The organism is Yersinia sp. 2466 StPb PI (assembly GCF_041538325.1).
Lineage (GTDB): Bacteria > Pseudomonadota > Gammaproteobacteria > Enterobacterales > Enterobacteriaceae > Yersinia > Yersinia enterocolitica_E.
The window spans coordinates 4,352,117-4,372,684 of the sequence record NZ_JAULSL010000001.1 but is presented as its reverse complement, the minus strand read 5'-3'; the positions used below and the strand labels follow the sequence as shown (position 1 = coordinate 4,372,684).

Sequence of the window (20,568 nt, the reverse complement as noted above, 5' to 3'; positions counted from 1 at the left end):
TCGGATTTTTTAAATCTCTGATCCGTTATCTAATCCTCTTGGGAGTGTTTTAACGTAAACACATTAGAGAGAAGGATAAGGATTATGCCTCGTTATTTAACCGCCCTGATGTGCGGGCTGCCATTGCTGTTTACCGCCAGTTGTCTGGCACAGGTGAATATTGAAACTGCAAAATGCAGTGATACCGATTTTACTCAGGTTCTGTCTTGTTACAGAGAAAAGCTGGCCGCAGAGCCACTTATCTATAACTTGCTCAGTCAGGAAAACCTGCCGGGGTTGGAGTGGCGCCGTTACCAACTGACCTCGCAGAATTGGTCGCCGGAGAGCTTGGTCTCCCCTGCTGCATGGCAGCATGAAGTGGAGATCTTTATTCCCGAAAATAGCACGTCCACCAAGGCGCTGGTGGTCATCAATAATGGTACCAACTATGGTACTGAAACCATTCCTCCCTCCGGTCCTAGCGATTTTGCTATCGAGACCTTGCAAAATATTGCCCGCTCGACTGACACGGTGGTGATTGCCATTAGCACCATTCCCAATCAGTACCTTGAATATCAACAAGATGGGAATCCGCGTAAGGAAGATTATAGTGTTGCACGTAGTTGGACTTTATTTATAGATGCCCCAGAAGCCCGTTCAATATTACCGCTACATGTCCCGATGGTGGCGGCGATTTCTCAGGCGATGACCATGGCGCAACAAGCCTTGCCGGAAAAAGCCTTAGACAGTTTTATTGTCACTGGTTTATCCAAGCGTGGCTGGACTAGTTGGCTGACGGCAATTGCGGATTCACGTGTGGAGGCTATTGTGCCTTTTGTGATTGATCTGCTGGATACCCGCGCCGCATTGGAACATATGTATCAATCTTATGGTGGCAACTGGCCTATAGCCTTCACCCCCTACTATCAGGAAGAGATTGATAAGAAACTGAGTACCCCCGGCTTCGCCAAACTGATGCAGATTATGGATCCCCTACAGTACCTGACGAGCGAGTATCAACCCCGGCTCAGTATTGCGAAATACATTATTAATGCCAGTGGTGATGATTTCTACGTGCCTGATAATACGCATTTTTATTATGACAAATTACCCGGTGATAAAACGTTGCGGGTGGCACCTAACTCTAGTCACTCCGGTATTAAAGCATTTAGCGAACAGTCGTTGATCACCTTTGTTAACCGTTTACGGCAAGCCACACCGATGCCGCAGTTGAATACCACTCTGGTAATGAAAGATAAGGTGCAAACCGTCGCGGTTAGTCTGTCAGAGACGCCAGAAAAGGTGCTGTTATGGACCGCAGCTAACCCCGATGCTCGCGATTTCCGCTATGCGTGCGATGTAAGATATAGCGCATTTCCGTTGGCTGTGGCCCCGGGTAATACCCTTGAAGTTGCACTTAGCACGCCAGCTACCGGTTGGCAGGCGACCTTTATCGAGGCCACATTCAATGATGGCTTCGTGGCAACCACGCCAGTTTATGTCTCGCCGCAGGAGAGTTATCCCACTACAGCCCCTCCTACCGGTGGGCCTGCATGCAAAACGTTGCCAGGGCGTGCGCTTATCACACCAGACGATGCGATAGATGATCCCGATGAAGCTGAAGCGCAGTTATAGCTCCGCGATATTGAGTGGATTTTAGCTAATAAAAAACCCGACATAGGCCGGGTTTTTATGACAGATCTTGTTGATGCTTAATACAGCGATGGCGCACCGGCTGGGCGGGTTTTAAAGCGGCGGTGTAGCCACAGATATTGCTCAGGTGCGCGCATGATCTCTTTTTCGATAACTTTGTTCATATAGCTGGCGGCCGCTATCTCATCATCAAGCGGATAGTCTTCTAATGCCGGCTGGATCAGCAAGTCATAGCCGCTACCATCTGTTTTACGCAGTAAAACCAATGGCAACAGTGCCGGTTTGGCTAGCCGGGCCAACATAAAAGTGCCACTGGTGGTCGCGGCCTGATTGACGGCGAACAGTGGTGCAAACACACTGCCACGTGGGCCGTAATCCTGATCCGGTGCAAACCACACAGCCTCACCTTTTTTCAATGCCTGCACCATGCCACGAAGATCTTTACGGTCCAGCATGGCCTTATTCGAGCGCATACGGCCCCAGGTCTGCACCAATTCCATCACTTTATTGTTATGCGGGCGGTACATCGCCATCATTGGCTGACATTGCCCCATTACGCGGCCGCCAAGTTCCAGCGACATAAAATGGACGCCAATCACCAGTACGCCGCGCTGTCCTTGCTGCGCTTTTTTCAGGTTATCCAGACCCGTCACGGTAAACCAGCGCTTAATGCGCGCATCGGGCCAAAACCAGGCCATGCCGGTTTCCAGCAACCCCATGCCTAAGGATTCAAAATTACCGACGATAGTCCGTTCAAGAGTCTGCTTATCCATATCAGGGAAACAAAGTTCCAGATTGCGCCGGGCGATAGATACCCGCCGTTTCAGGAAGCGCATTGAGGTACGCCCCAACCAAATTCCTAACTTGTTTAACAGCGGGTAGGGGAGTTGGACTAACAGAAATAATACCCCCAGGCCAAACCAGGTCAGCCAGTAGCGCGGGTGGAGCAGTGAGATATGGAATTTCTGCGGCTTTATCATATGAACTCTATCGTTATGCGTTAAGTGCGGGTTTGTAACGCATATGGATGTAACTCGATAGCGATACATTTCTTCAGACACCGGTGGTCAACTATCGTTTTGGTGAATACGACAATTGACATAATTTTTACATTAAAAGCGGGGTCGCGTAGGGGATGGTCATGAAGGCAGGCTATCTATAAGCGATGGGGGCTTTCAGAGGATTATACCATATTCGCGATAAATGAAAGAAAAAGATCAACGCTAGATGTGCTGGCGGAATTATCGCGATATAAACTGCGTTACTGTTCGGCATATCGCAGAAAATGGTGCCTTAGAATCGAGGAAAAATAAGTCAACTGGCTGGAAAATGGGAGACTCATCTCAATTTCGATTAATTATTGTTACCGTTGTTCTATTTTTGGGTTATTGACGTGCCACAGAGGGAGTTATAAATTCAATTTGTGTTTTTAATGTTATTAATTTGATGTTTATTTGTGTTTATTATCTTTGTATTTGATCACATTTATTCTTTCTTATATTTAATTAACCAATTATTAACATAATAAATCATTAAATTTTACTTTTTTGGGCTTTCATCACAATTCACTCTGACTCGTCGCGCAGCCTATTGTGTTCCTTTGTTAATCTCATATGTGTGAAAAGCAGTCACATGAAAATAAAACAGTCACGGTGTCACACTACGGGCTTCTCACCTCGCAACCAACCCGTTATCTGAAAGAAAACAAGAAGGTATTGCTATGAAACTTAATCTCGCATTACTGAATGCATGTGTTGTTTCCGCATGCATGCTGTTCGCTACGCAAACGATGGCAGAGAAAAAATATGAAATTGCTGTTGTCGCGAAGGTTACCGGTATTCCTTGGTTTACCCGTATGGAAGTTGGCGTAAATGAAGCAGCAAAAAAACTGGATGTTAATGCTTATCAGGTTGGGCCTGCCACGCCAGACCCGGCGCAACAAGTTAAAGTCATTGAAGACCTTATTGCCAAAAATGTAGATGCCATCATTGTGGTGCCGAACGATGCCAAAGTGCTGGAACCAGTACTGAAAAAAGCGCAAGAGAAAGGCATTGTGGTGTTAACTCACGAATCTCCTGATCAACGTATCGGGCAGTGGGATGTTGAGACCATCGATAGTGAAAAATATGCTCAGGCCAACATGGACGAACTGGCGAAAGCCATGGGGGGCAAAGGGGGTTATGCGATTTATGTGGGTTCCCTGACTGTGCCATTGCATAACGCTTGGGCGGATTATGCTATCAAATACCAGAAAGAAAAATACCCCGATATGTTCGAAGTCACTCCACGCCTGCCAGTGGCTGAGAACATTGATAAGTCTTACTCCACCACTCTGGATCTGATGAAAACCTATCCGAAAATGAAAGGGATCATTGGTTTTGGTTCACTGGGGCCAATTGGTGCCGGTCAAGCAGTGGCTAAGAAACGCGCGAAAGATCAAATCGCGGTAGTGGGTATCGCTATGCCTGCACAGGCAGCGCCATACCTGATGCGTGGTGATATCAAAAAAGCCCTGTTGTGGGATCCAAAAGACGCCGGTTTTGCTGTGGTGCAGATTGCAGATCAATTACTGAAAGGCCAAAAAATCACGCCAGACTTGACCATCGAAGGCTTGGGTAAAGCCGATGTGGATAGCGAGAAAGGCGTGATCCGTTTCAACAAGATCCTTGAAGTCACTAAAGATAATGCGAAAACATTAGGTTTCTGATTTTCAGACGCCACACCAGGGAATTACCGGCTAACGAGCCGTGCTTGGCAGTAAATCAGGCAGCGGGAGAGCATCCCCGTTGCCCTCACCATCATCACCGAATTGCTGTAAAAATAGCGCCATGCTTATGGCGTTAGGGAAGGTATTGTCATGACTCAGGCCAACGCATTTATCACTCTTGAAAATATCAGTAAGCGATTCCCCGGCGTGCTGGCGCTGGATCAGGTGAATCTCACACTGAATAAAGGAGAAGTGCACTGTCTGGCAGGCCAGAACGGCTGCGGCAAGAGCACCATTATCAAAGTGATTTCAGGAGTTTATCAGCCAGAGAAAGGCGCAAGTATCCTGATAGACGGCAAGCTGTTCCATCAGTTTACGCCGCAACTCTCATTCTTCTATGGCGTGCAGGTGATATATCAAGACTTGTCGCTATTTCCTAATCTCACCGTTTCGGAAAATATTGCCGTCCACCGTTATCTACCAGGTGGTGATTTTTGGGTGAAGCGTAAAAGTATGCGTGAGCGTGCGTTAGCCGCCATGCAGCGAGTGGGTGTCACCCTTGATCCTGATAAAAAAGTTGAACAGCTCTCTATTGCTGACCGCCAGTTAGTGGCGATTTGCCGCGCTATCGCTGCCGATGCCCGCTTGGTGATTATGGATGAACCTACTGCCTCGCTAACCAGTCAGGAAGTGAAAGGCTTGCTGGACGTGGTACGTGATCTCAAATCACAAGGTATCTGCGTGGTGTTTGTTAGCCACCGGCTGGATGAAGTGATGGAAGTGGCCGACAGAATCAGTGTCATGCGCGATGGCCAACTCATTGGTACCTGGCCGGCCAGCGAGCTGGACAGCCATGAGCTGGCGTTCCTAATGACCGGCCAGCGCTTTACCTACAGCCAGTTACCGCCACTGGCGGCAGAAGCCACGCCGTTGCTGGAAATCAAAAAACTGAGTCGTGGCGAGCAGTTTCGTAACATCGATTTGACCCTACATCAGGGCGAAATTGTGTCGATCACCGGGTTACTGGGGGCGGGGCGTACTGAACTGTGTCTGAGCCTGTTTGGCATGACCCAACCCGATAGTGGCGAGGTGTGGGTCGCCGGTGAACAAGTGCATTTCCGTAACAACCGTGATGCGATCCGCCACGGGATCGGTTATGTCTCTGAAGATCGCCTGACACAGGGATTGATCATGGAACAATCGATCTATGACAACACCATCGTGTCCGTTTTTGACAAATTACATACCCGCAGTGGGTTGTTGGATCATGCCAAAGCCGCAGCGCTGGTGAAAAAACTGGTGCAAGATCTGAACATCAAAGTGTCCGATACCGCCCTGCCGGTCAAAACGTTATCGGGCGGTAATGCACAGCGCATCGCTATTGCTAAATGGGTAGCGACGCAACCGCGTATTTTGATCCTCGATTCTCCGACCGTCGGCGTAGATATCGCCAACAAAGAAGGGATTTACCATATTGCCAAAGCCTTGGCAGAGCAGGGGATGGCGGTATTGATGATTTGTGACGAGATCCCGGAGGCTTACTACAACAGTCACCGGATATTAGTGATGCGCAAAGGTGAACTGGTGGCCGAGTTTTACCCGCATCAGTGCACCGAACAACAGGTAGCCGAGGTGGTCAATGGATAAGCTAAAACTGCGGCAACTGACGGGGCGACATGAGTTTTATCTTGGGCTATTGGTATTACTGTTAGTCATCGGACTGAGTGTAAAAAGCCCGGAGTTCCTGACCTTAGGGAATCTGACCGATGTCGCCACCAGTTATGCCATTTTGGGTATTCTGGCCTGTGGCCTGTTTGTGGTGCTGATTGCCGGTGGTATTGATATCTCCTTTCCGGCGGTAACGGCTATTGCGCAATATGTCATGGCGTCGTGGGTGATTACCCATGGCGGCAGCTTCGCGCTAGCGTTTGTTCTGGCCATGTCAGTTGGTTTAGTGCTGGGGCTGATCAATGGGTTGCTGGTGTATTGGTTGAAAGTCCCAGCGATAATTATCACCATTGCCACACTGAATCTGTTCTATGGCCTGCTGGTTTATTTCACCAACGGTACCTGGTTGTACGGTTTCCCTGACTGGTTTATGACCGGGATTAACTGGTTCTCGTTTACCGGCAGTGACGGCTATGACTATGGCTTGACACTACCGCTGTTCTGCCTGGCGGCGACCATCATTTTCACAGGTGTATTGATGAACTACACCCGTCTTGGGCGGCAGATCTTTGCCATGGGCAGCAATAAGGATGCGGCTTCCCGCCTGGGCATTAATATTCTGCGTTTGCATCTCTACGTCTATGGCTACATGGGCATGCTGGCAGGGGTGGCGGCGGTGGTACAGGCGCAGATTTCCCAGTCAGTGGCACCTAACTCATTGATGGGGTTTGAGCTGACCGTGCTGGCCGCCGTGGTCTTGGGTGGCACCAGTATGACGGGGGGCCGTGGATCCCTCAGTGGCACCGTGCTCGGCGTGATGTTGCTGGCATTTTTGCAAAACGGTCTGACGCTGCTGAGTGTCTCCTCTTACTGGCATACGGTTTTCAGCGGCGCAATCATTTTGGTGAGTATCAGTACCACCGCATGGAATGAAAAACGCAAATTGCTGAGGGAGCACTGATATGACCTGGCTAAACCGAATTATTCCTAACGACCGCATTATCCGCCTGCAATTATTGATTCTGGTGGCAGTGATGTTGGCCTTCTCATTGACCTTGGGCCAACGCTTCTTCAGCTTGGGTAACTTCCAGTCTATTTCCTCGCAGTTGCCGATTTTAGGCATGCTGGCGCTGGGGATGGGGCTGACCATGCTGACCGGCGGTATTAACTTATCCATTATTGCCGGAGCGAACGCTTGCTCATTAGTCATGGCTGCCATCATTGTCAGCCACCCTGATCAGCCGCTGTTCCTGTTACTGGCATTAGTTGCTGGCTTGCTGGTGGCGGTGGTGATTGGTGCGTTGAATGGCTTACTGATTTCAGTGGTCGGGGTGTCGCCAATTCTGGCGACGTTGGGCACCATGACATTGATTACCGGCCTGAATATTTTATTGTCCAACGGTGACGTGATCTCTGATTTCCCACCGGTGATTCAATACATTGGCAGTGGTGATATCGCCGGTATTCCAGTCGCGATGATCTTGTTTTTACTGGTCTCCACTGGGCTGTGGGTGCTTTTGGAACACACGACCTTGGGGCGTAGCATCTATCTGGTCGGCTCCAATGAGCAGGCCACCCGTTTTAGTGGCGTGAATACCCATCGGGTACAGGTCGCGGTCTATATCCTGTCAGCCATATTAGGATGGGGGGCGGCTATCCTGATGATGGCGAAATTTAACTCGGCCAAAGCCGGTTACGGCGAATCCTATCTATTAGTCACCATTCTGGCATCGGTATTGGGTGGCATTAACCCGGATGGCGGCTTTGGTCGCATCATCGGCTTGATCCTGGCGCTGGTGGTACTACAACTATTGGAAAGTGGCCTGAATTTGCTGGGGGTGAGTAGCTACCTGACCATGGCGTTATGGGGTGGGGTGCTGATCCTCTTTATCGCATTACAGAATCGTAAGGCTTAAGAATTGAGGGATACAACAATGGCAAGTTACTTTATCGGCGTAGATGTAGGGACCGGCAGCGCAAGGGCCGGAGTATTCGATTTGCAGGGCCGCATGGTCGGGCAGGCCAGCCGTGAAATTACCATGTTTAAGCCCAAGGCGGATTTTGTTGAGCAGTCTTCCGATAATATCTGGCAGGCGGTGTGTAATGCGGTACGAGATGCGGTGAATCAGGCTGATATCAACCCGATCCAAGTGAAAGGGCTGGGGTTCGATGCCACCTGTTCGCTGGTGGTGCTGGATAAAGAAGGCAACCCGTTGACCGTTAGCCCGTCGGGGCGCAGCGAACAGAATGTAATTGTCTGGATGGATCATCGTGCCATTACCCAGGCTGAAAGAATTAATGCCACCAAACATCCGGTATTGGAGTTTGTTGGCGGCGTGATTTCACCTGAAATGCAAACTCCAAAACTGCTGTGGTTGAAACAGCATATGCCAACCACGTGGAGCAATGTCGGTCATCTGTTTGATTTACCGGATTTTCTCACCTGGCGAGCGACTAAAGACGAAACCCGTTCGCTTTGTTCTACGGTGTGTAAATGGACTTATCTGGGCCATGAGGATCGCTGGGATCCGTCCTATTTTAAATTGGTCGGGCTGGCTGATTTGCTGGACAACAATGCGGCGAAAATCGGTGCTAGCGTTAAACCGATGGGCGAGCCGTTGGGCCGTGGACTTAGCCAACGGGCGGCATCAGAAATGGGATTGATCCCTGGTACTGCGGTCAGTGTCTCTATTATTGATGCCCATGCTGGCACTATTGGCATCCTCGGTGCCAGTGGTGTGACTGGCGAAAATGCCAATTTTGATCGGCGCATTGCGCTGATTGGTGGTACCTCAACGGCACATATGGCGATGTCACGTTCCGCGCATTTTATTGGCGGCATCTGGGGACCCTATTATTCGGCTATTCTACCGGAGTACTGGCTAAATGAGGGCGGACAGTCGGCGACGGGAGCATTAATTGACCATATTATTCAAACACATCCGTGTTACCCAGAGCTGTTGGCACAGGCCAAAAGCAAAGGTGAGACTATTTACGAGGCGCTAAATCATATTCTGCGCCAGCTTGCCGGTGAACCGGAGAATATCGCCTTCCTCACCAAAGATATTCACATTTTGCCGTACTTCCACGGTAATCGTTCACCGCGCGCGAATCCGAATCTGACGGGCATTATTACCGGCTTGAAGCTGTCTACCACCTTTGAAGATATGGCGTTACGCTATTTGGCGACCATTCAGGCGCTGGCGCTGGGAACGCGGCATATCATCGAAACCATGAATAAGAACGGCTATTGCATTGACACTATGATGGCCAGCGGCGGCGGAACTAAAAACCCGATCTTTGTACAAGAACACGCTAATGCGACGGGTTGTGCCATGCTACTGCCGGAAGAGAGTGAAGCCATGTTGCTCGGCAGCGCCATGATGGGCACGGTCGCAGCAGGTGTGTTTGAGTCGCTGCCGGAGGCGATGGCTGCCATGAGCCGCATTGGTAAAACGGTCACACCGCAAACTAACAAAATCAAAGCCTATTACGACCGTAAATACCGCGTGTTCCACCAGATGTATCACGACCATATGCGTTATCAGGAACTGATGCAGGAGGAAGGATGAGCCAGAGTGATGAATGGCAAATAGCCAGTGACGCATGGATGACTTATAGCCGCGAGTTGGCGGCGTTAAAGGATAATGTCGATCCGCAGGTGTGGTTGCAGGTGCTGGAGATGTTGGCTGGGTGCCGTGGCAAAATCGCGGTAACTGGGGTGGGCACATCAGGTATTGCCGCACGAAAGGTTGCTCATATGCTGGCTTGCGTAGAGCAACCGGCGATTTACCTGAATGCCACTGATGCAGCGCACGGCGATTTGGGTTTCCTCGGGTCACAGGACATCATCATTTTGATCTCTCGTGGCGGGAATTCCGATGAGCTGACCCGGTTGCTGCCAACGCTGCAACGCAAGCAAGTGCAGATTATCAGTGTAACGGAAAACGAGCAGTCGGCTATCGCGCAGGTATCTGCCTTGGTGCTGAAAACACATGTGAAGCAAGAGATAGACCCGCTGAATATGTTAGCAACCACATCTATTGTTCTGGTATTAGCCCTGTTTGATGCTATCTGTGCCTGCCTGATGGCACGCAGAGGTTTTACCAAACAGGCCCTACTGGCGGTGCACCCTGGTGGAGATGTGGGTATCGAATTACGTAAACAGCAGTAATTAACCGATAAAAAACACCGCGCCAGTGTCATCGCGCGGTGTTTTTTATTCTGAATATTTCAATGTATTACCAGAAACCCAGCACTTTCCACCAGGCGCTACCGATAATCAGCCAGATAGGGATAACCACCAGACTGATCAGGAAACCAATCTTCCACCAGGTCGCCAGTGGGATAAAGTTACAACCAAACAGGATAGGGGCCGGGCCGCCAGAGTAGTGGGTAGTTGCCATATACAGGTTACTGAACATACCAAATACCAATACTGTCAGCATTGGCGGAGCACCTGCTGCAATAGCAATGGAGACAAAAATGGCATACATGGCACTGATATGGGCGATGGCACTGGCCATCATATAGTGGCTGTAATAGTACGCCAGCAGCAGGATTCCCATCATTGGCACCCAGTTCATCCCCTGCACTGAACCGGCAATTGATGAGCCAAACCAGGTAATAAAACCCAGCTTATTCAGTTGGCTGGCGAGTGTTAGCAGTACCGCAAACCAAATCACCGTATGCCAGGCTTCTTTCTCGGCAATCACATCATCCCAGGTCAGCGCGCCACTCAGTAATAGAATTGCCAGTCCAATAAAGGCGGTCATGGTGGCATCAATATTCAGTGCTGCGCCACATACCCACAGCGTCACCAGCCCGACGAAGACCGATAATACAATCCATTCGTTGCGGCTCATTGGCCCCATTTCTTTCAATTTCACCATTGCCAAGGCGCGCATTTCCGGGGTTTTCTTTATTTCTGGCGGGTAGAAGCGATACAGCAACAACGGGATTACTGCCAAAGAGATTAAACCAGGGACGATGGCGGCCAATGCCCAACTGGTCCAGGTAATGGTAATCCCCATTTCACCGGCCAGTTTGCCAATCATTGGGTTGCCGGCCATTGAGGTCAGGAACATCGCACAGGTAATGGCATTACACTGGAAGATACATTGCACCAGAAATGCCCCGATTTTGCGTTCGGTACCGCGTTCTGGTGTCGATTCATAGGCTTCAGAAATTGAGCGAAACAGCGGCGTAATGATGCCACCACATCGGGCGGAGGTAGACGGCATCGCCGGTGCGAATAGCAAATCGGTCAGCACCAAACCATAAGCCAGACCTAGCGAGCTGTGGCCCAACTTACTGATAAACAGATAACCGACCCGGCGGCCAAAACCTGTTTTAATAAAGCCGCGTGAGATAAAGAAGGCGCAAGCGATCATCCAGATTGTCGGGTCAGCAAAACCGGCTAACACTTCTTTGATGCTCAGCAAACCTGTAGCCGCGACTACCGTCAGGCTAAATATCGCCATTGCGCCTAACGGATATGGCGACAAGATCAGGCCGATAACCGTCGCTGCAAAAACCGCCATCAGGTGCCAGGCGCGCGGGTCTACCGATTCCGGGACGGGGCTAAACCAGATACCTATCCCAATAAATAGGATAAGTAACATCCTTCCTATACGTGTTTTGAATATCGACATGATTATTTACCCTGATGCTATTTTATGTGCAGTGTTAATCATCGCCAGTGAAAAAAACGGTAATAATGAGATGATTAAGGCGGTGATTATATGAAATAACTGTATAGACAAAATAACGTGGTCATGTTGATCAAAGTCATTCTTATATTGTTCGGGATGGGGATGCGTAGCGGGAGATATATATTATTCTGGCGAGAACAATTCAGACGGAATTTAGCGGTTACTCTACTTTATTAATTATCCTATGCGGGATTTTATCTGTTAAAACAACGTGATTTTGCATTAATAGACGAGAAGGTAAAGCCAGGGTAAATCTGAGTAGAGGAACGTCGGACAGATTAAATCTATTGGTAAAGATTAATGCATAAACGTTGCTTATTGGATTTATTACTTTTTGCCTACTGACAATTGAATATTATTCTGAGTGTAGCTCTATTTTTGGCAACAAAAAAACCCGCACCAAGGCGGGTTCTTTTTATTCAGAATAACGTAACTGCTCAGAGCTATCACCTTCATCTATCGTACGTTATTCCAATAGTTTTGGTATCTATTATTGGCTGTTACAGCGCAATAACATTTACCGCTGCTGGGCCTTTAGCGCCGTTCTCAATAGAGAACTCCACGTTTTGGCCTTCATCTAAGGTTTTAAAATCATTACTCTGGATGGCAGAGAAGTGAACGAACACATCTTTGCTACCATCAGCAGGAGAGATAAAACCAAAACCTTTATCAGCGTTAAACCATTTTACTAAACCAGTCATTTTATTAGACATAGAGATACTTCCTTCAATTATTTTTGATTGCCGCCATAGGCGAACGGATAGGCTTGGGTACAACTTATGGGGCACTTAGAAGGAATTTCGCGAAGAAGAGGTATCTGTCTGATAACGCTAATACGGAGAACTGCTTTACTAAAACTGCTTGCATAAATGTTACTGTCAACCGGGTACTGCTTATTACTTTATTTGGAGAGCGGGTTACACTGCTCGGGTCTGGCCGTCATCGCTATCGGCAACCTGCTCCCCTAATCACGCTGTATTACAGAGCGACTACGTTTACCGCTGATGGGCCTTTAGCGCCGTTCTCAATAGAGAACTCAACTTTTTGACCTTCATCTAACGTTTTGAAATCATTGCTCTGGATGGCAGAGAAGTGTACGAACACATCTTTGCTACCATCAGCAGGGGTGATGAAACCAAAACCTTTACCAGCGTCAAACCATTTTACTAAACCAGTCATTTTATTAGACATAGGGATACTTCCTTCAATTATTTTTTGCCACAATAGTGCGGCGAACGTGGTCTGTTTTTCAGCGGATTACTTATTTGGGCACTTAGGAGGAGACTCACGGAGAAGGGATATCTATGGATAACGCTTGAACTGAGGACTGCTTTACTAAAACTGCTTTCATAAGGTCTGTGTTCCAAACCGATGAGGCTATTTAACCACAACACATTCCTCGTGGCAACACAATATTTGACTATCATAATCAGTATCAATGGTTTTTTCATCTGGAATGGGGTGCGACGTAATGCCTTTTATGTTACTAAACAGCCTATTACACCGATAAAAGTTGTTGCTAAATTGTGGGGTAATATTTTGTGTTAATGCGCTCATAGCCGGAGGGGGATCCCCCCGGCTGGTTAATTTAGCGGGGAGAAACTGTTACTGTGCCGCTACGGTCACTGGCAATCATGACGCGTTGACCTGCACTGAAACGCGTTGGCCCTTGTGCCTGTACGACGACGATACTGCTGCCATCATCTCGGCGAATTTCCAGTTGTACACCTTCACTACGGTTCATGGCGCTTTGCACGCCTTGACCTGCCATACCACCGGCTACCGCACCACCTGCCGTTGCCAGGCTATTACCACGGCCACCACCTATAGTGTTACCCAAGAAGCCCCCGACTACAGCACCGCCAATGGCACCGGCCACATTATTTTCACTGCCGCCCTGAATGGTGACTGGCCGTGCAGAGATAACGGTGCCGTAGGTTACGGTCTGTACTTGTCGTGCCTGAGAGGCGGTGAAAGTATCACCAGACGCAGTTCTGTTGTTGGCACATCCACTTAATACTGTCGCTGTAAGTGCTACGGCAATGACCAGCTTATTCATAATCAAACCCCTATTATCGGTACAAATCAGACTTCGTCAGCAATACCCTTCCTACTTGACGTTGCAGCAGTGTTAGCTGTTTTCACTCTGAACCTTGGTCAGCTCAACGAGATTCGCTTGTTACCTTACTGTAACGGCAATTACTTTGAGTATAGATAATTGTTAACAATGACTATAGCGTGAGAACTCTTAATCTGAGGAGATAAATATGATAGCAGTGTACATATAGGCGGATTCTCGCCTTATTTTCATGTTACCGTCATGCTAAACATAGTCATTTATCGACTCAGGAAGGCTGTCTTGCTACGCTCTATTCTTGCCGCCAAAATTTTCCGCCTCGACTTAGGTCGACTAATCCTTATTCTAGCTGTAATGAGCGCTTTTGTGACGCTAGCGAACAGTTTCTATGCCAGTTATCGGGTACAGCGGCAGCTACTGATTGATAACACACTCGAAGCCAATCGTGTCTATGCGACTAAACTGGCATCCAGTACGGATATTTTCCTGAGAAGCGCGCAAAAGCAACTGCATTACAGCAGTATGATTGTCGCCAAGAATTTTGATGATCATGAGGCGCTGCAAGCGGAAACCGCACGGCTAAAATACCAAACCGATAGTTTTAACTCGGTGGTAATAACGGATGCGCATGGTGTTATCCGCGCAACATCCCCGGACAATCTCCAGTTATTAGGTCACGTATTGACATCACCAGGGTCAGTGGAGGCGTTAAAACTACGTCGCCCGGTAATTAGTAAGCCTTATGTATCGGCAGCAAATAATCTGGTTATCAATATCTCGACCCCCATCTTTACGCCGGATGGACGTTATCGCGGTTATATCGGCGGTACTATTTACCTGCGCAAGCAAAGTATTTTAAATGAGCTATTGGGTGAGCATTATTATCGTGATGGCTCCTATATCGTGGTGCTCGACAGCGATCGGCGCATCCTTTATCACCAAGATACCAGCCGTATCGGGGAAATACTTGAACCTAAACCCATCACGGAAGCGATAAAAACCTCCACTAACGGCAGCTTGATGGTTACCAGTACTAGCGGCGAATCAATGCTAGCGGGCTATGCCATTGTCGAACCCTCCGGTTGGGAAATCATTACCTTGCGGCCCGAAGCGTCAACGTTGAAGCCACTGGAAGGTTTAATGCTAAAAGGGCTTGGTCATATCACGCCATTGGCGCTACTCACTTTGCTGGGTGTTTGGCTGTTATCCCGGTTAATTGCCCGCCCGCTGTGGTTGCTCGCCGGCAGTGCCAACCATATGGATAAGCCCGATATTGCCAGCAGCATCAAGGAAATTCCTTCCTGGTATTTCGAATCGACCCAACTCAAACGGGCGCTATTGATTGGCATCAGTTTGTTGCAAAAGAAAATCGGTAAATTGAAGTTTGAGGCACAAACTGATCCCATGACTGGCCTGTTTAACCGGCGTGGATTGGCCATCACCCTCGAGCCTATCTCACAGCTTGGGCAGCATTTTTCGGTTATTGCACTGGATATTGACCACTTTAAGTCGATTAATGACGCTTACGGCCACGACGTTGGTGATGAGGTTATTAAGCAATTGGCAGTCCAAATCCGCGATAGCTCCCGTGACACGGATATCTTGTGTCGTAGCGGAGGGGAGGAGTTTCTGATGTTGCTGCCGGGTACTACGTTGGATGTGGCCACACAGGTCGCCAACCGGCTGCGTCAAAATGTAGAAAGGATGGTGATATCGGACATTCGCCCTATTACGATTTCGCTAGGCGTGGCGTACTGGAATGGCGAGGGTATGCTGGAAGATTCGCTCAAACTGGCGGATGAAGCCCTATATCGAGCGAAACAGCAAGGGCGCAATCGGGTAGAGATTGCGTAATAAAAAAGGCGCGCTCCGTGTGGAGTACGCCTTTTTAAACAACAAGTTAACTGACTAGTATCAGTTCATGCCGTATTTTTTCAATTTCTTACGTAGCGTGCCACGGTTGATGCCCATCATCAGGGCAGCGCGGGTTTGGTTGCCACGGGTGTATTGCATCACCATGTCCAACAATGGCTGTTCAACTTCAGCCAGTACCAACTCATACAGGTCACTCACATCCTGACCATTCAGTTGAGCAAAATAGTTCTTCAGTGCTTGTTTAACCGAGTCACGCAAAGGCTTTTGAGTCACCTGATCTTGTGAATTTACGGTTGCAACGGTCAGTACGTCAGAATTTACGCGTTGTTCGAACATAGTTCTGTCAGCTCTTTTTTCTGTTTACGCAAGATTTTCGAAATATGCCTCCAACGCCTCCAGCTGTTCGCTGGCATCCTCAATGGCGTTGAATGTGCGCCGAAACTGGTCGTTAGGGGCGTGCTCCTGGAGATACCAAGAGACGTGCTTACGTGCAATACGAAATCCCTTGCCTGGACCATAAAAGTCGTGCAATTCCCGTATATGCCCGTTTAACAAGCGCTGCACTTCGCCAAGTGGCATCGGTGGCAGCAGCTCCCCAGTGTCCAGATAATGCTGGATTTCCCGGAAGATCCAAGGTCTTCCCTGAGCGGCACGTCCTATCATCAGAGCATCAGCCCCAGTGTAGTCGAGCACCGCTCTGGCTTTATGCGGGTCAGTGATGTCGCCATTCGCGATAACGGGAATGGAAACAATCTGCTTAACTGCCCGAATGCTGTCGTATTCCGCCTCACCATTAAACAGGCAAGAACGGGTTCGGCCATGAATCGTCAGGGCTTGTATACCACAATTTTCGGCCAGTTGGGCAATTTCTATACAATTACGGTGTTCGGTCGACCAACCCGTCCTGATCTTCAGCGTTACTGGCGCATCTACCGCATTAACCACCGCGGAGAGGATTTGTTTAACCAAATCAGGATGTTGCAATAATGCAGAACCTGCCAGCTTGCGATTCACTTTCTTGGCCGGACATCCCATATTGATATCGATGATTTGTGCACCATTAGCCACATTGATTCTGGCTGCTGCTGCCATCTCATCCGGGTCGTTACCGGCAATTTGCACGGTACGAATCCCAGGCTCATCGCTATGAACCATACGCAAACGTGACTTATCCGTCCGCCAGACCTCGGGATTCGAGGAGAGCATTTCAGATACCGTCATCCCAGCCCCCATGCCATGACATAGCGCTCTGAAGGGGCGGTCTGTTATACCAGCCATCGGGGCGGCAATCAGGCAATTTGTAAGCTGGAAGTGTCCAATACGCATAGACAAAGAATGACCACACTGTGTCCGTAAGGGCGCGTATATTACGCATTTTTGCGCCCAGATGAAAGGCCAAACTTTGACCAATTGATGAAAAAAGAGCGATAAAATACCCGCCAAGCTGTGCTAATTAATTATTTATTCATATATAACATGGTGTTAACTAAAATTGATTAATTTGTGCGCTTCAGGATTTTCTCCTAAACATCACAATTATCGACTAGTTATGCTACATCTGTCTGGTCGAAAGTGCTGATTTATTCATCAAATCAATGATAAAGCACAGATGGAAATGAGTCAGACCTCCCATTTTGATTAAAAAGAGAGTGTGGTGGATTGCCAGAAATGCTAACTCAGCAAGGGATGTGATGGCCCCTGCTAAGGTTTAACAGCCCTGGCAGGGGAGTCGGTTTTTGCGCGTTTACTGCTTGATACCGGTAATACGGCACCACTCTTCTTTCTCTGCCACTGGGTCGAGGGTGAACTTATCCTCGTAAGCCTGTGCGACGCCCACAGCCTGGGTCGCCAGTACCCCAGACAGACCCAAATGACCGCCGGTTACCGGTAGTACACTAATCAGTGGCGCCAGTTCGCGCAAGGGGCCTGCCAGAATATTGGCGACCACCACATCAGCAGATAAGTCTGCTGGCTGGTCTTTGGCGAGATACAGCTCCAGACGCTCTGAAACGCCGTTACGCTGTGCGTTATCACGACTGGCCTGAATGGCCTGCGGATCGATATCGATGCCAATAGCGCGCGTTGCACCGAGTTTTAGCGCTGCAATTGCCAGGATGCCAGAGCCACAACCGAAGTCGATAACAGTTTTACCGTCCAGGCTGAGGCCATCGAGCCATTGCAGACACAATGCGGTGGTTGGATGGGTACCGGTACCAAATGCCAAACCGGGGTCCAGCATCACGTTGACCGCGGTTGGGTCCGGCACATCACGCCAGCTCGGGCAGATCCACAGGCGCTCACCGAAACGCATCGGATGGAAATTATCCATCCATTCACGTTCCCAATCCTTATCTTCCAACTGCTCAATCTTATGGATAAAGCCTTTACCGAGTTGCGGGTTGTATTCCAGCATGGCGATCACTGCGGCCATCTCCGTTTCAGCATCATACAGGCCAATCACATCAGTATCGCCCCACAGTCGAGTTTCGCCTGGTAGCGGCTCAAACACCGGATTATCGTGGGTATCCTGAAACGTAACTGACACCGCGCCACTTTCAATCAATGCGTCCCCAAGGGATTCGGCCTGATTGCCGGTGGTGTTTAATTTTAGTTGAATCCAAGGCATGACTTTTCTCTCAAAAGCTCAATCCCCTTCATCTTTCAAGTCGCAGGGGTGTTGGCTGTGCTCACGCCACCCGAATCACTTGACTGTGTAAGCTCATCGGGATGCCCTCGCTTGCCGCCTTCCTGCATCTTGAAATCTATTGGGTATATAATTGAGCTGATATAAATTAATCGTTTCTAATCAGCGCTAACTACCACGGGCTGCCGCGCTCTAGCCCTGTCGCCAAACTGATTACCGATATAAAACGCCAGCAGATTAAGCACCAGTGACGGCACTATCGGGTGTAGGCCGGCTATCTTAATATTGAAACTGGCCAATACCGTATAGCATACCGCACCGACAATCATAGAGCTAAGGGCTCCGTGAGCATTGGCGCGCTCCCAGTACAGCCCCAGCACCAATGGCCAGAGGAATACCGCTTCCAGACCACCAAAGGCCAACAGATTCAGCCAGATAATCATTTCTGGCGGCCGCCAGGCAGCAAGTAACAGTAACAGTCCCAGAATAAGCGTCGATAAGCTGGAAATACGCGCCAACTTGCGTTCATTCTTCAACTCTTCTGGCCACAGATTGAGATATAAATCTTTCACGATGGTTGCAGAAGATTGCAGCAACTGGGCATTGATGGTCGACATAATCGCCGCCATGGGTGCCGCCAGAAAGATCCCGGCAGCAAAGGGCGGCAACACGGTGATCATCAGTGTCGGGATCACCTGATCGGGGATCTTCAGGTCCGGCAGGATAGCCCGGCCCAATGCGCCAGCCAAATGCATGCCGAACATCAGGATGGCGACCACAATGGTGCCGATGATAATGCCACGATGTACCGCTTTGCTATCACGATACGAAATACAGCGCACGGCAGTATGTGGCAGGCCAATCACGCCAAAGCACACCAGGATCCAGAACGAGGCCATAAACGGCAAATCAAGGATCTTGTCACCACCTTGCGGTGAAACTAGCGCTGGATCAATATGTTGTAGTGTATCGACAGCTTTATGCAACCCGCCTGCGGCATGGATCACTGCAACCAATAGCAAAATAGTGCCGATCAACATCACCAGCCCTTGCAAGGCATCGTTCAATACACTGGCGCGGAAACCACCAAAAGAGGTATATAACGCGATACTGATACCAAATATTAATAAGCCGGTATCGTAAGGAATGCCTGCCGCAGTTTCCAGTAAACGTGCACCACCAATAAATTGCACGGTCATGGCACCGACAAACGCCACCAACAAACTGATACTGGCCAGCCACACCAGCAATCGGCTCTGATAGCGGGCATACAGCATATCGTTGAGGGTTACAGCGTTATAGCGGCGCGCCAGAATGGCAAACTTCTTGCCCAGAACACCCAGCGACAGCCAGACCGCAGGTAACTGGATCATCGCCAATAACACCCAGCCAAGGCCATACTTATAGGCAGCACCCGGCCCGCCAATAAATGAACTGGCACTGATATAAGTGGCGGTCAGGGTCATTGCCAGTACGAATCCTCCCATCGAGCGATTGCCGATAAAGTATTCGTTTAGAAAACTTCCGGTTTTTTGGCGGGTATAGGCATAAATTGATAAGCCAAATACCATTGCCAGATAGCCCACTAATGGCAGGACAACATCAGTTTGCATTCTCATCCTCCAACGGAATATCGCGGAAGACGAAACGCACCATCAGAGCGCACAACACAATAAACACCAGTGGCAGCGCAATACAGGCGGCTTCAAACCAAGCCGGGAGGCCAGTCATGCCGGGGATATTACCGGGTAAATACGCAGTCAATATCCAGCCAGCCAGATAAGCCAATGTTAAACCAAAGGCCCAGCGCGCTTCTTTGTGGGCTTGTATGAATCTTGTTTCCATTGTTCTCCCCATACCCTTTGTACTTGGCGCGACAGCGTTGTTAGCCGCTCTCACCCACCCTAATCACTGACGTGAGTCAGCTCATCGGGATGTGTTCGTTTGCTGCCTGGCTGTCACACCAATTACTGTGGGTAATAATATCTTTGTACTTGGCGCGACAGCGTTGTTAGCCGCTCTCACCCACCCTAATCACTGACGTGAGTCAGCTCATCGGGATGTGTTCGTTTGCTGCCTGGCTGTCACACCAATTACTGTGGGTAATAATATCTTTGTACTTGGCGCGACAGCGTTGTTAGCCGCTCTCACCCACCCGAATCACTGACGTGAGTCAGCTCATCGGGATGTGTTCGTTTGCTGCCTGGCTGCCACGCCCATTACTGTGGGTAATAATATCTTTGTACTTGGC

General features: G+C 49.2%; 18 protein-coding genes. 8 read left to right on the top strand and 10 right to left on the bottom strand.

Annotation, left to right across the window (positions count from 1 at the left end; all coding sequences use genetic code 11):
* Positions 1-84 precede the first annotated feature (84 nt).
* The gene (locus tag Q2T72_RS19785; protein ID WP_372569714.1) at positions 85-1,614 is read left to right on the top strand and encodes a PhoPQ-activated pathogenicity-related family protein; all 1,530 of its coding nucleotides are present in this window, start codon (positions 85-87) and stop codon (positions 1,612-1,614) included.
* Positions 1,615-1,691: 77 nt separating this feature from the next.
* On the opposite strand, the gene lpxP is transcribed toward Q2T72_RS19785, so the two are convergent.
* On the bottom strand, positions 1,692-2,612 hold the full coding sequence (lpxP, locus tag Q2T72_RS19780) for a kdo(2)-lipid IV(A) palmitoleoyltransferase (RefSeq protein ID WP_083162159.1): 921 nt from the start codon (positions 2,610-2,612) through the stop codon (positions 1,692-1,694).
* 740 nt (positions 2,613-3,352) lie between these two features.
* Between lpxP and Q2T72_RS19775 the strand changes: the two genes are divergently transcribed.
* The 6 genes from Q2T72_RS19775 (at position 3,353) to Q2T72_RS19750 (ending at position 10,181) form a co-directional block, all read left to right on the top strand.
* Positions 3,353-4,339, top strand: a complete 987-nt coding sequence (locus tag Q2T72_RS19775; protein ID WP_372569713.1) for an autoinducer 2 ABC transporter substrate-binding protein — start codon at positions 3,353-3,355, stop codon at positions 4,337-4,339.
* 150 nt (positions 4,340-4,489) lie between these two features.
* Positions 4,490-5,986 carry a sugar ABC transporter ATP-binding protein gene (locus Q2T72_RS19770; protein WP_050073816.1) on the top strand — a complete coding sequence of 499 codons (1,497 nt, stop codon included), beginning with the start codon at positions 4,490-4,492 and terminating at the stop codon, positions 5,984-5,986.
* Positions 5,979-6,968 (top strand): ABC transporter permease, encoded by a 990-nt coding sequence (locus tag Q2T72_RS19765; RefSeq protein ID WP_032907665.1) that lies wholly within the window; start codon positions 5,979-5,981, stop codon positions 6,966-6,968. Before Q2T72_RS19770 ends, Q2T72_RS19765 begins: the two co-directional genes overlap by 8 nt.
* A 1-nt stretch (position 6,969) precedes the next feature.
* The gene (locus Q2T72_RS19760) at positions 6,970-7,923 is read left to right on the top strand and encodes an ABC transporter permease (protein ID WP_083162161.1); all 954 of its coding nucleotides are present in this window, start codon (positions 6,970-6,972) and stop codon (positions 7,921-7,923) included.
* Between the two features lie 18 nt (positions 7,924-7,941).
* Complete coding sequence (locus tag Q2T72_RS19755; protein WP_083162163.1) at positions 7,942-9,579, top strand: FGGY-family carbohydrate kinase; 1,638 nt, start codon at positions 7,942-7,944, stop codon at positions 9,577-9,579.
* Positions 9,576-10,181: an SIS domain-containing protein gene (locus Q2T72_RS19750; protein ID WP_083162165.1), complete on the top strand. Its 606-nt coding sequence runs from the start codon at positions 9,576-9,578 to the stop codon at positions 10,179-10,181. The genes Q2T72_RS19755 and Q2T72_RS19750 overlap by 4 nt, the downstream gene beginning before the upstream one ends.
* 67 nt (positions 10,182-10,248) lie before the next feature.
* Here the strand turns inward: Q2T72_RS19750 and Q2T72_RS19745 are convergent, their stop codons facing one another.
* From Q2T72_RS19745 to Q2T72_RS19730, 4 genes are all read right to left on the bottom strand, one after another.
* Complete coding sequence (locus tag Q2T72_RS19745; RefSeq protein ID WP_042568990.1) at positions 10,249-11,661, bottom strand: anion permease; 1,413 nt, start codon at positions 11,659-11,661, stop codon at positions 10,249-10,251.
* A gap of 560 nt (positions 11,662-12,221) precedes the next feature.
* Positions 12,222-12,434 (bottom strand): RNA chaperone/antiterminator CspA, encoded by a 213-nt coding sequence (gene cspA / locus Q2T72_RS19740; protein WP_083162167.1) that lies wholly within the window; start codon positions 12,432-12,434, stop codon positions 12,222-12,224.
* A gap of 265 nt (positions 12,435-12,699) precedes the next feature.
* On the bottom strand, positions 12,700-12,912 hold the full coding sequence (gene cspA / locus Q2T72_RS19735) for an RNA chaperone/antiterminator CspA (protein WP_005163090.1): 213 nt from the start codon (positions 12,910-12,912) through the stop codon (positions 12,700-12,702).
* Between the two features lie 397 nt (positions 12,913-13,309).
* Entirely contained in the window at positions 13,310-13,780 is a 471-nt protein-coding gene (locus tag Q2T72_RS19730) for a glycine zipper 2TM domain-containing protein (RefSeq protein ID WP_083162175.1), read from the bottom strand.
* A gap of 312 nt (positions 13,781-14,092) precedes the next feature.
* On the opposite strand from Q2T72_RS19730, the gene Q2T72_RS19725 reads away from it, so the two are divergent.
* A complete protein-coding gene (locus Q2T72_RS19725) occupies positions 14,093-15,652 on the top strand; it encodes a sensor domain-containing diguanylate cyclase (RefSeq protein WP_372569921.1) in 1,560 nt (519 codons plus the stop codon).
* A 60-nt stretch (positions 15,653-15,712) separates the two neighbouring features.
* On the opposite strand, the gene fis is transcribed toward Q2T72_RS19725, so the two are convergent.
* The 5 genes from fis to Q2T72_RS19700 all read right to left on the bottom strand — a co-directional run bounded on the left by fis (position 15,713) and on the right by Q2T72_RS19700 (position 20,162).
* Complete coding sequence (fis, locus tag Q2T72_RS19720; protein WP_002210061.1) at positions 15,713-16,009, bottom strand: DNA-binding transcriptional regulator Fis; 297 nt, start codon at positions 16,007-16,009, stop codon at positions 15,713-15,715.
* A gap of 24 nt (positions 16,010-16,033) precedes the next feature.
* On the bottom strand, positions 16,034-16,999 hold the full coding sequence (gene dusB / locus Q2T72_RS19715) for a tRNA dihydrouridine synthase DusB (RefSeq protein ID WP_083162177.1): 966 nt from the start codon (positions 16,997-16,999) through the stop codon (positions 16,034-16,036).
* A 418-nt stretch (positions 17,000-17,417) separates the two neighbouring features.
* Positions 17,418-18,299, bottom strand: coding sequence for a 50S ribosomal protein L11 methyltransferase (prmA, locus tag Q2T72_RS19710; protein ID WP_083162179.1), 882 nt, complete (start codon positions 18,297-18,299; stop codon positions 17,418-17,420).
* 176 nt (positions 18,300-18,475) lie between these two features.
* The gene (gene panF, locus Q2T72_RS19705; protein ID WP_372560387.1) at positions 18,476-19,930 is read right to left on the bottom strand and encodes a sodium/pantothenate symporter; all 1,455 of its coding nucleotides are present in this window, start codon (positions 19,928-19,930) and stop codon (positions 18,476-18,478) included.
* Positions 19,920-20,162 (bottom strand): YhdT family protein, encoded by a 243-nt coding sequence (locus tag Q2T72_RS19700; RefSeq protein ID WP_083162184.1) that lies wholly within the window; start codon positions 20,160-20,162, stop codon positions 19,920-19,922. The genes panF and Q2T72_RS19700 overlap by 11 nt, the downstream gene beginning before the upstream one ends.
* Between the last annotated feature and the right edge of the window lie 406 nt (positions 20,163-20,568).

Excerpts from the sequence above, each read along its gene's own strand:
- Q2T72_RS19770 (WP_050073816.1), top strand. The coding sequence starts at position 4,490 with ATGACTCAGGCCAACGCATTTATCACTCTTGAAAATATCAGTAAGCGA.
- panF (WP_372560387.1), bottom strand. The coding sequence starts at position 19,930 with ATGCAAACTGATGTTGTCCTGCCATTAGTGGGCTATCTGGCAATGGTA.
- fis (WP_002210061.1), bottom strand. The coding sequence starts at position 16,009 with ATGTTCGAACAACGCGTAAATTCTGACGTACTGACCGTTGCAACCGTA.
- dusB (WP_083162177.1), bottom strand. The coding sequence starts at position 16,999 with ATGCGTATTGGACACTTCCAGCTTACAAATTGCCTGATTGCCGCCCCG.
- Q2T72_RS19750 (WP_083162165.1), top strand. The coding sequence starts at position 9,576 with ATGAGCCAGAGTGATGAATGGCAAATAGCCAGTGACGCATGGATGACT.
- lpxP (WP_083162159.1), bottom strand. The coding sequence starts at position 2,612 with ATGATAAAGCCGCAGAAATTCCATATCTCACTGCTCCACCCGCGCTAC.
- prmA (WP_083162179.1), bottom strand. The coding sequence starts at position 18,299 with ATGCCTTGGATTCAACTAAAATTAAACACCACCGGCAATCAGGCCGAA.
- Q2T72_RS19745 (WP_042568990.1), bottom strand. The coding sequence starts at position 11,661 with ATGTCGATATTCAAAACACGTATAGGAAGGATGTTACTTATCCTATTT.
- Q2T72_RS19730 (WP_083162175.1), bottom strand. The coding sequence starts at position 13,780 with ATGAATAAGCTGGTCATTGCCGTAGCACTTACAGCGACAGTATTAAGT.
- cspA (WP_005163090.1), bottom strand. The coding sequence starts at position 12,912 with ATGTCTAATAAAATGACTGGTTTAGTAAAATGGTTTGACGCTGGTAAA.
- Q2T72_RS19765 (WP_032907665.1), top strand. The coding sequence starts at position 5,979 with ATGGATAAGCTAAAACTGCGGCAACTGACGGGGCGACATGAGTTTTAT.
- cspA (WP_083162167.1), bottom strand. The coding sequence starts at position 12,434 with ATGTCTAATAAAATGACTGGTTTAGTAAAATGGTTTAACGCTGATAAA.
- Q2T72_RS19785 (WP_372569714.1), top strand. The coding sequence starts at position 85 with ATGCCTCGTTATTTAACCGCCCTGATGTGCGGGCTGCCATTGCTGTTT.
- Q2T72_RS19760 (WP_083162161.1), top strand. The coding sequence starts at position 6,970 with ATGACCTGGCTAAACCGAATTATTCCTAACGACCGCATTATCCGCCTG.
- Q2T72_RS19700 (WP_083162184.1), bottom strand. The coding sequence starts at position 20,162 with ATGGAAACAAGATTCATACAAGCCCACAAAGAAGCGCGCTGGGCCTTT.
- Q2T72_RS19775 (WP_372569713.1), top strand. The coding sequence starts at position 3,353 with ATGAAACTTAATCTCGCATTACTGAATGCATGTGTTGTTTCCGCATGC.
- Q2T72_RS19755 (WP_083162163.1), top strand. The coding sequence starts at position 7,942 with ATGGCAAGTTACTTTATCGGCGTAGATGTAGGGACCGGCAGCGCAAGG.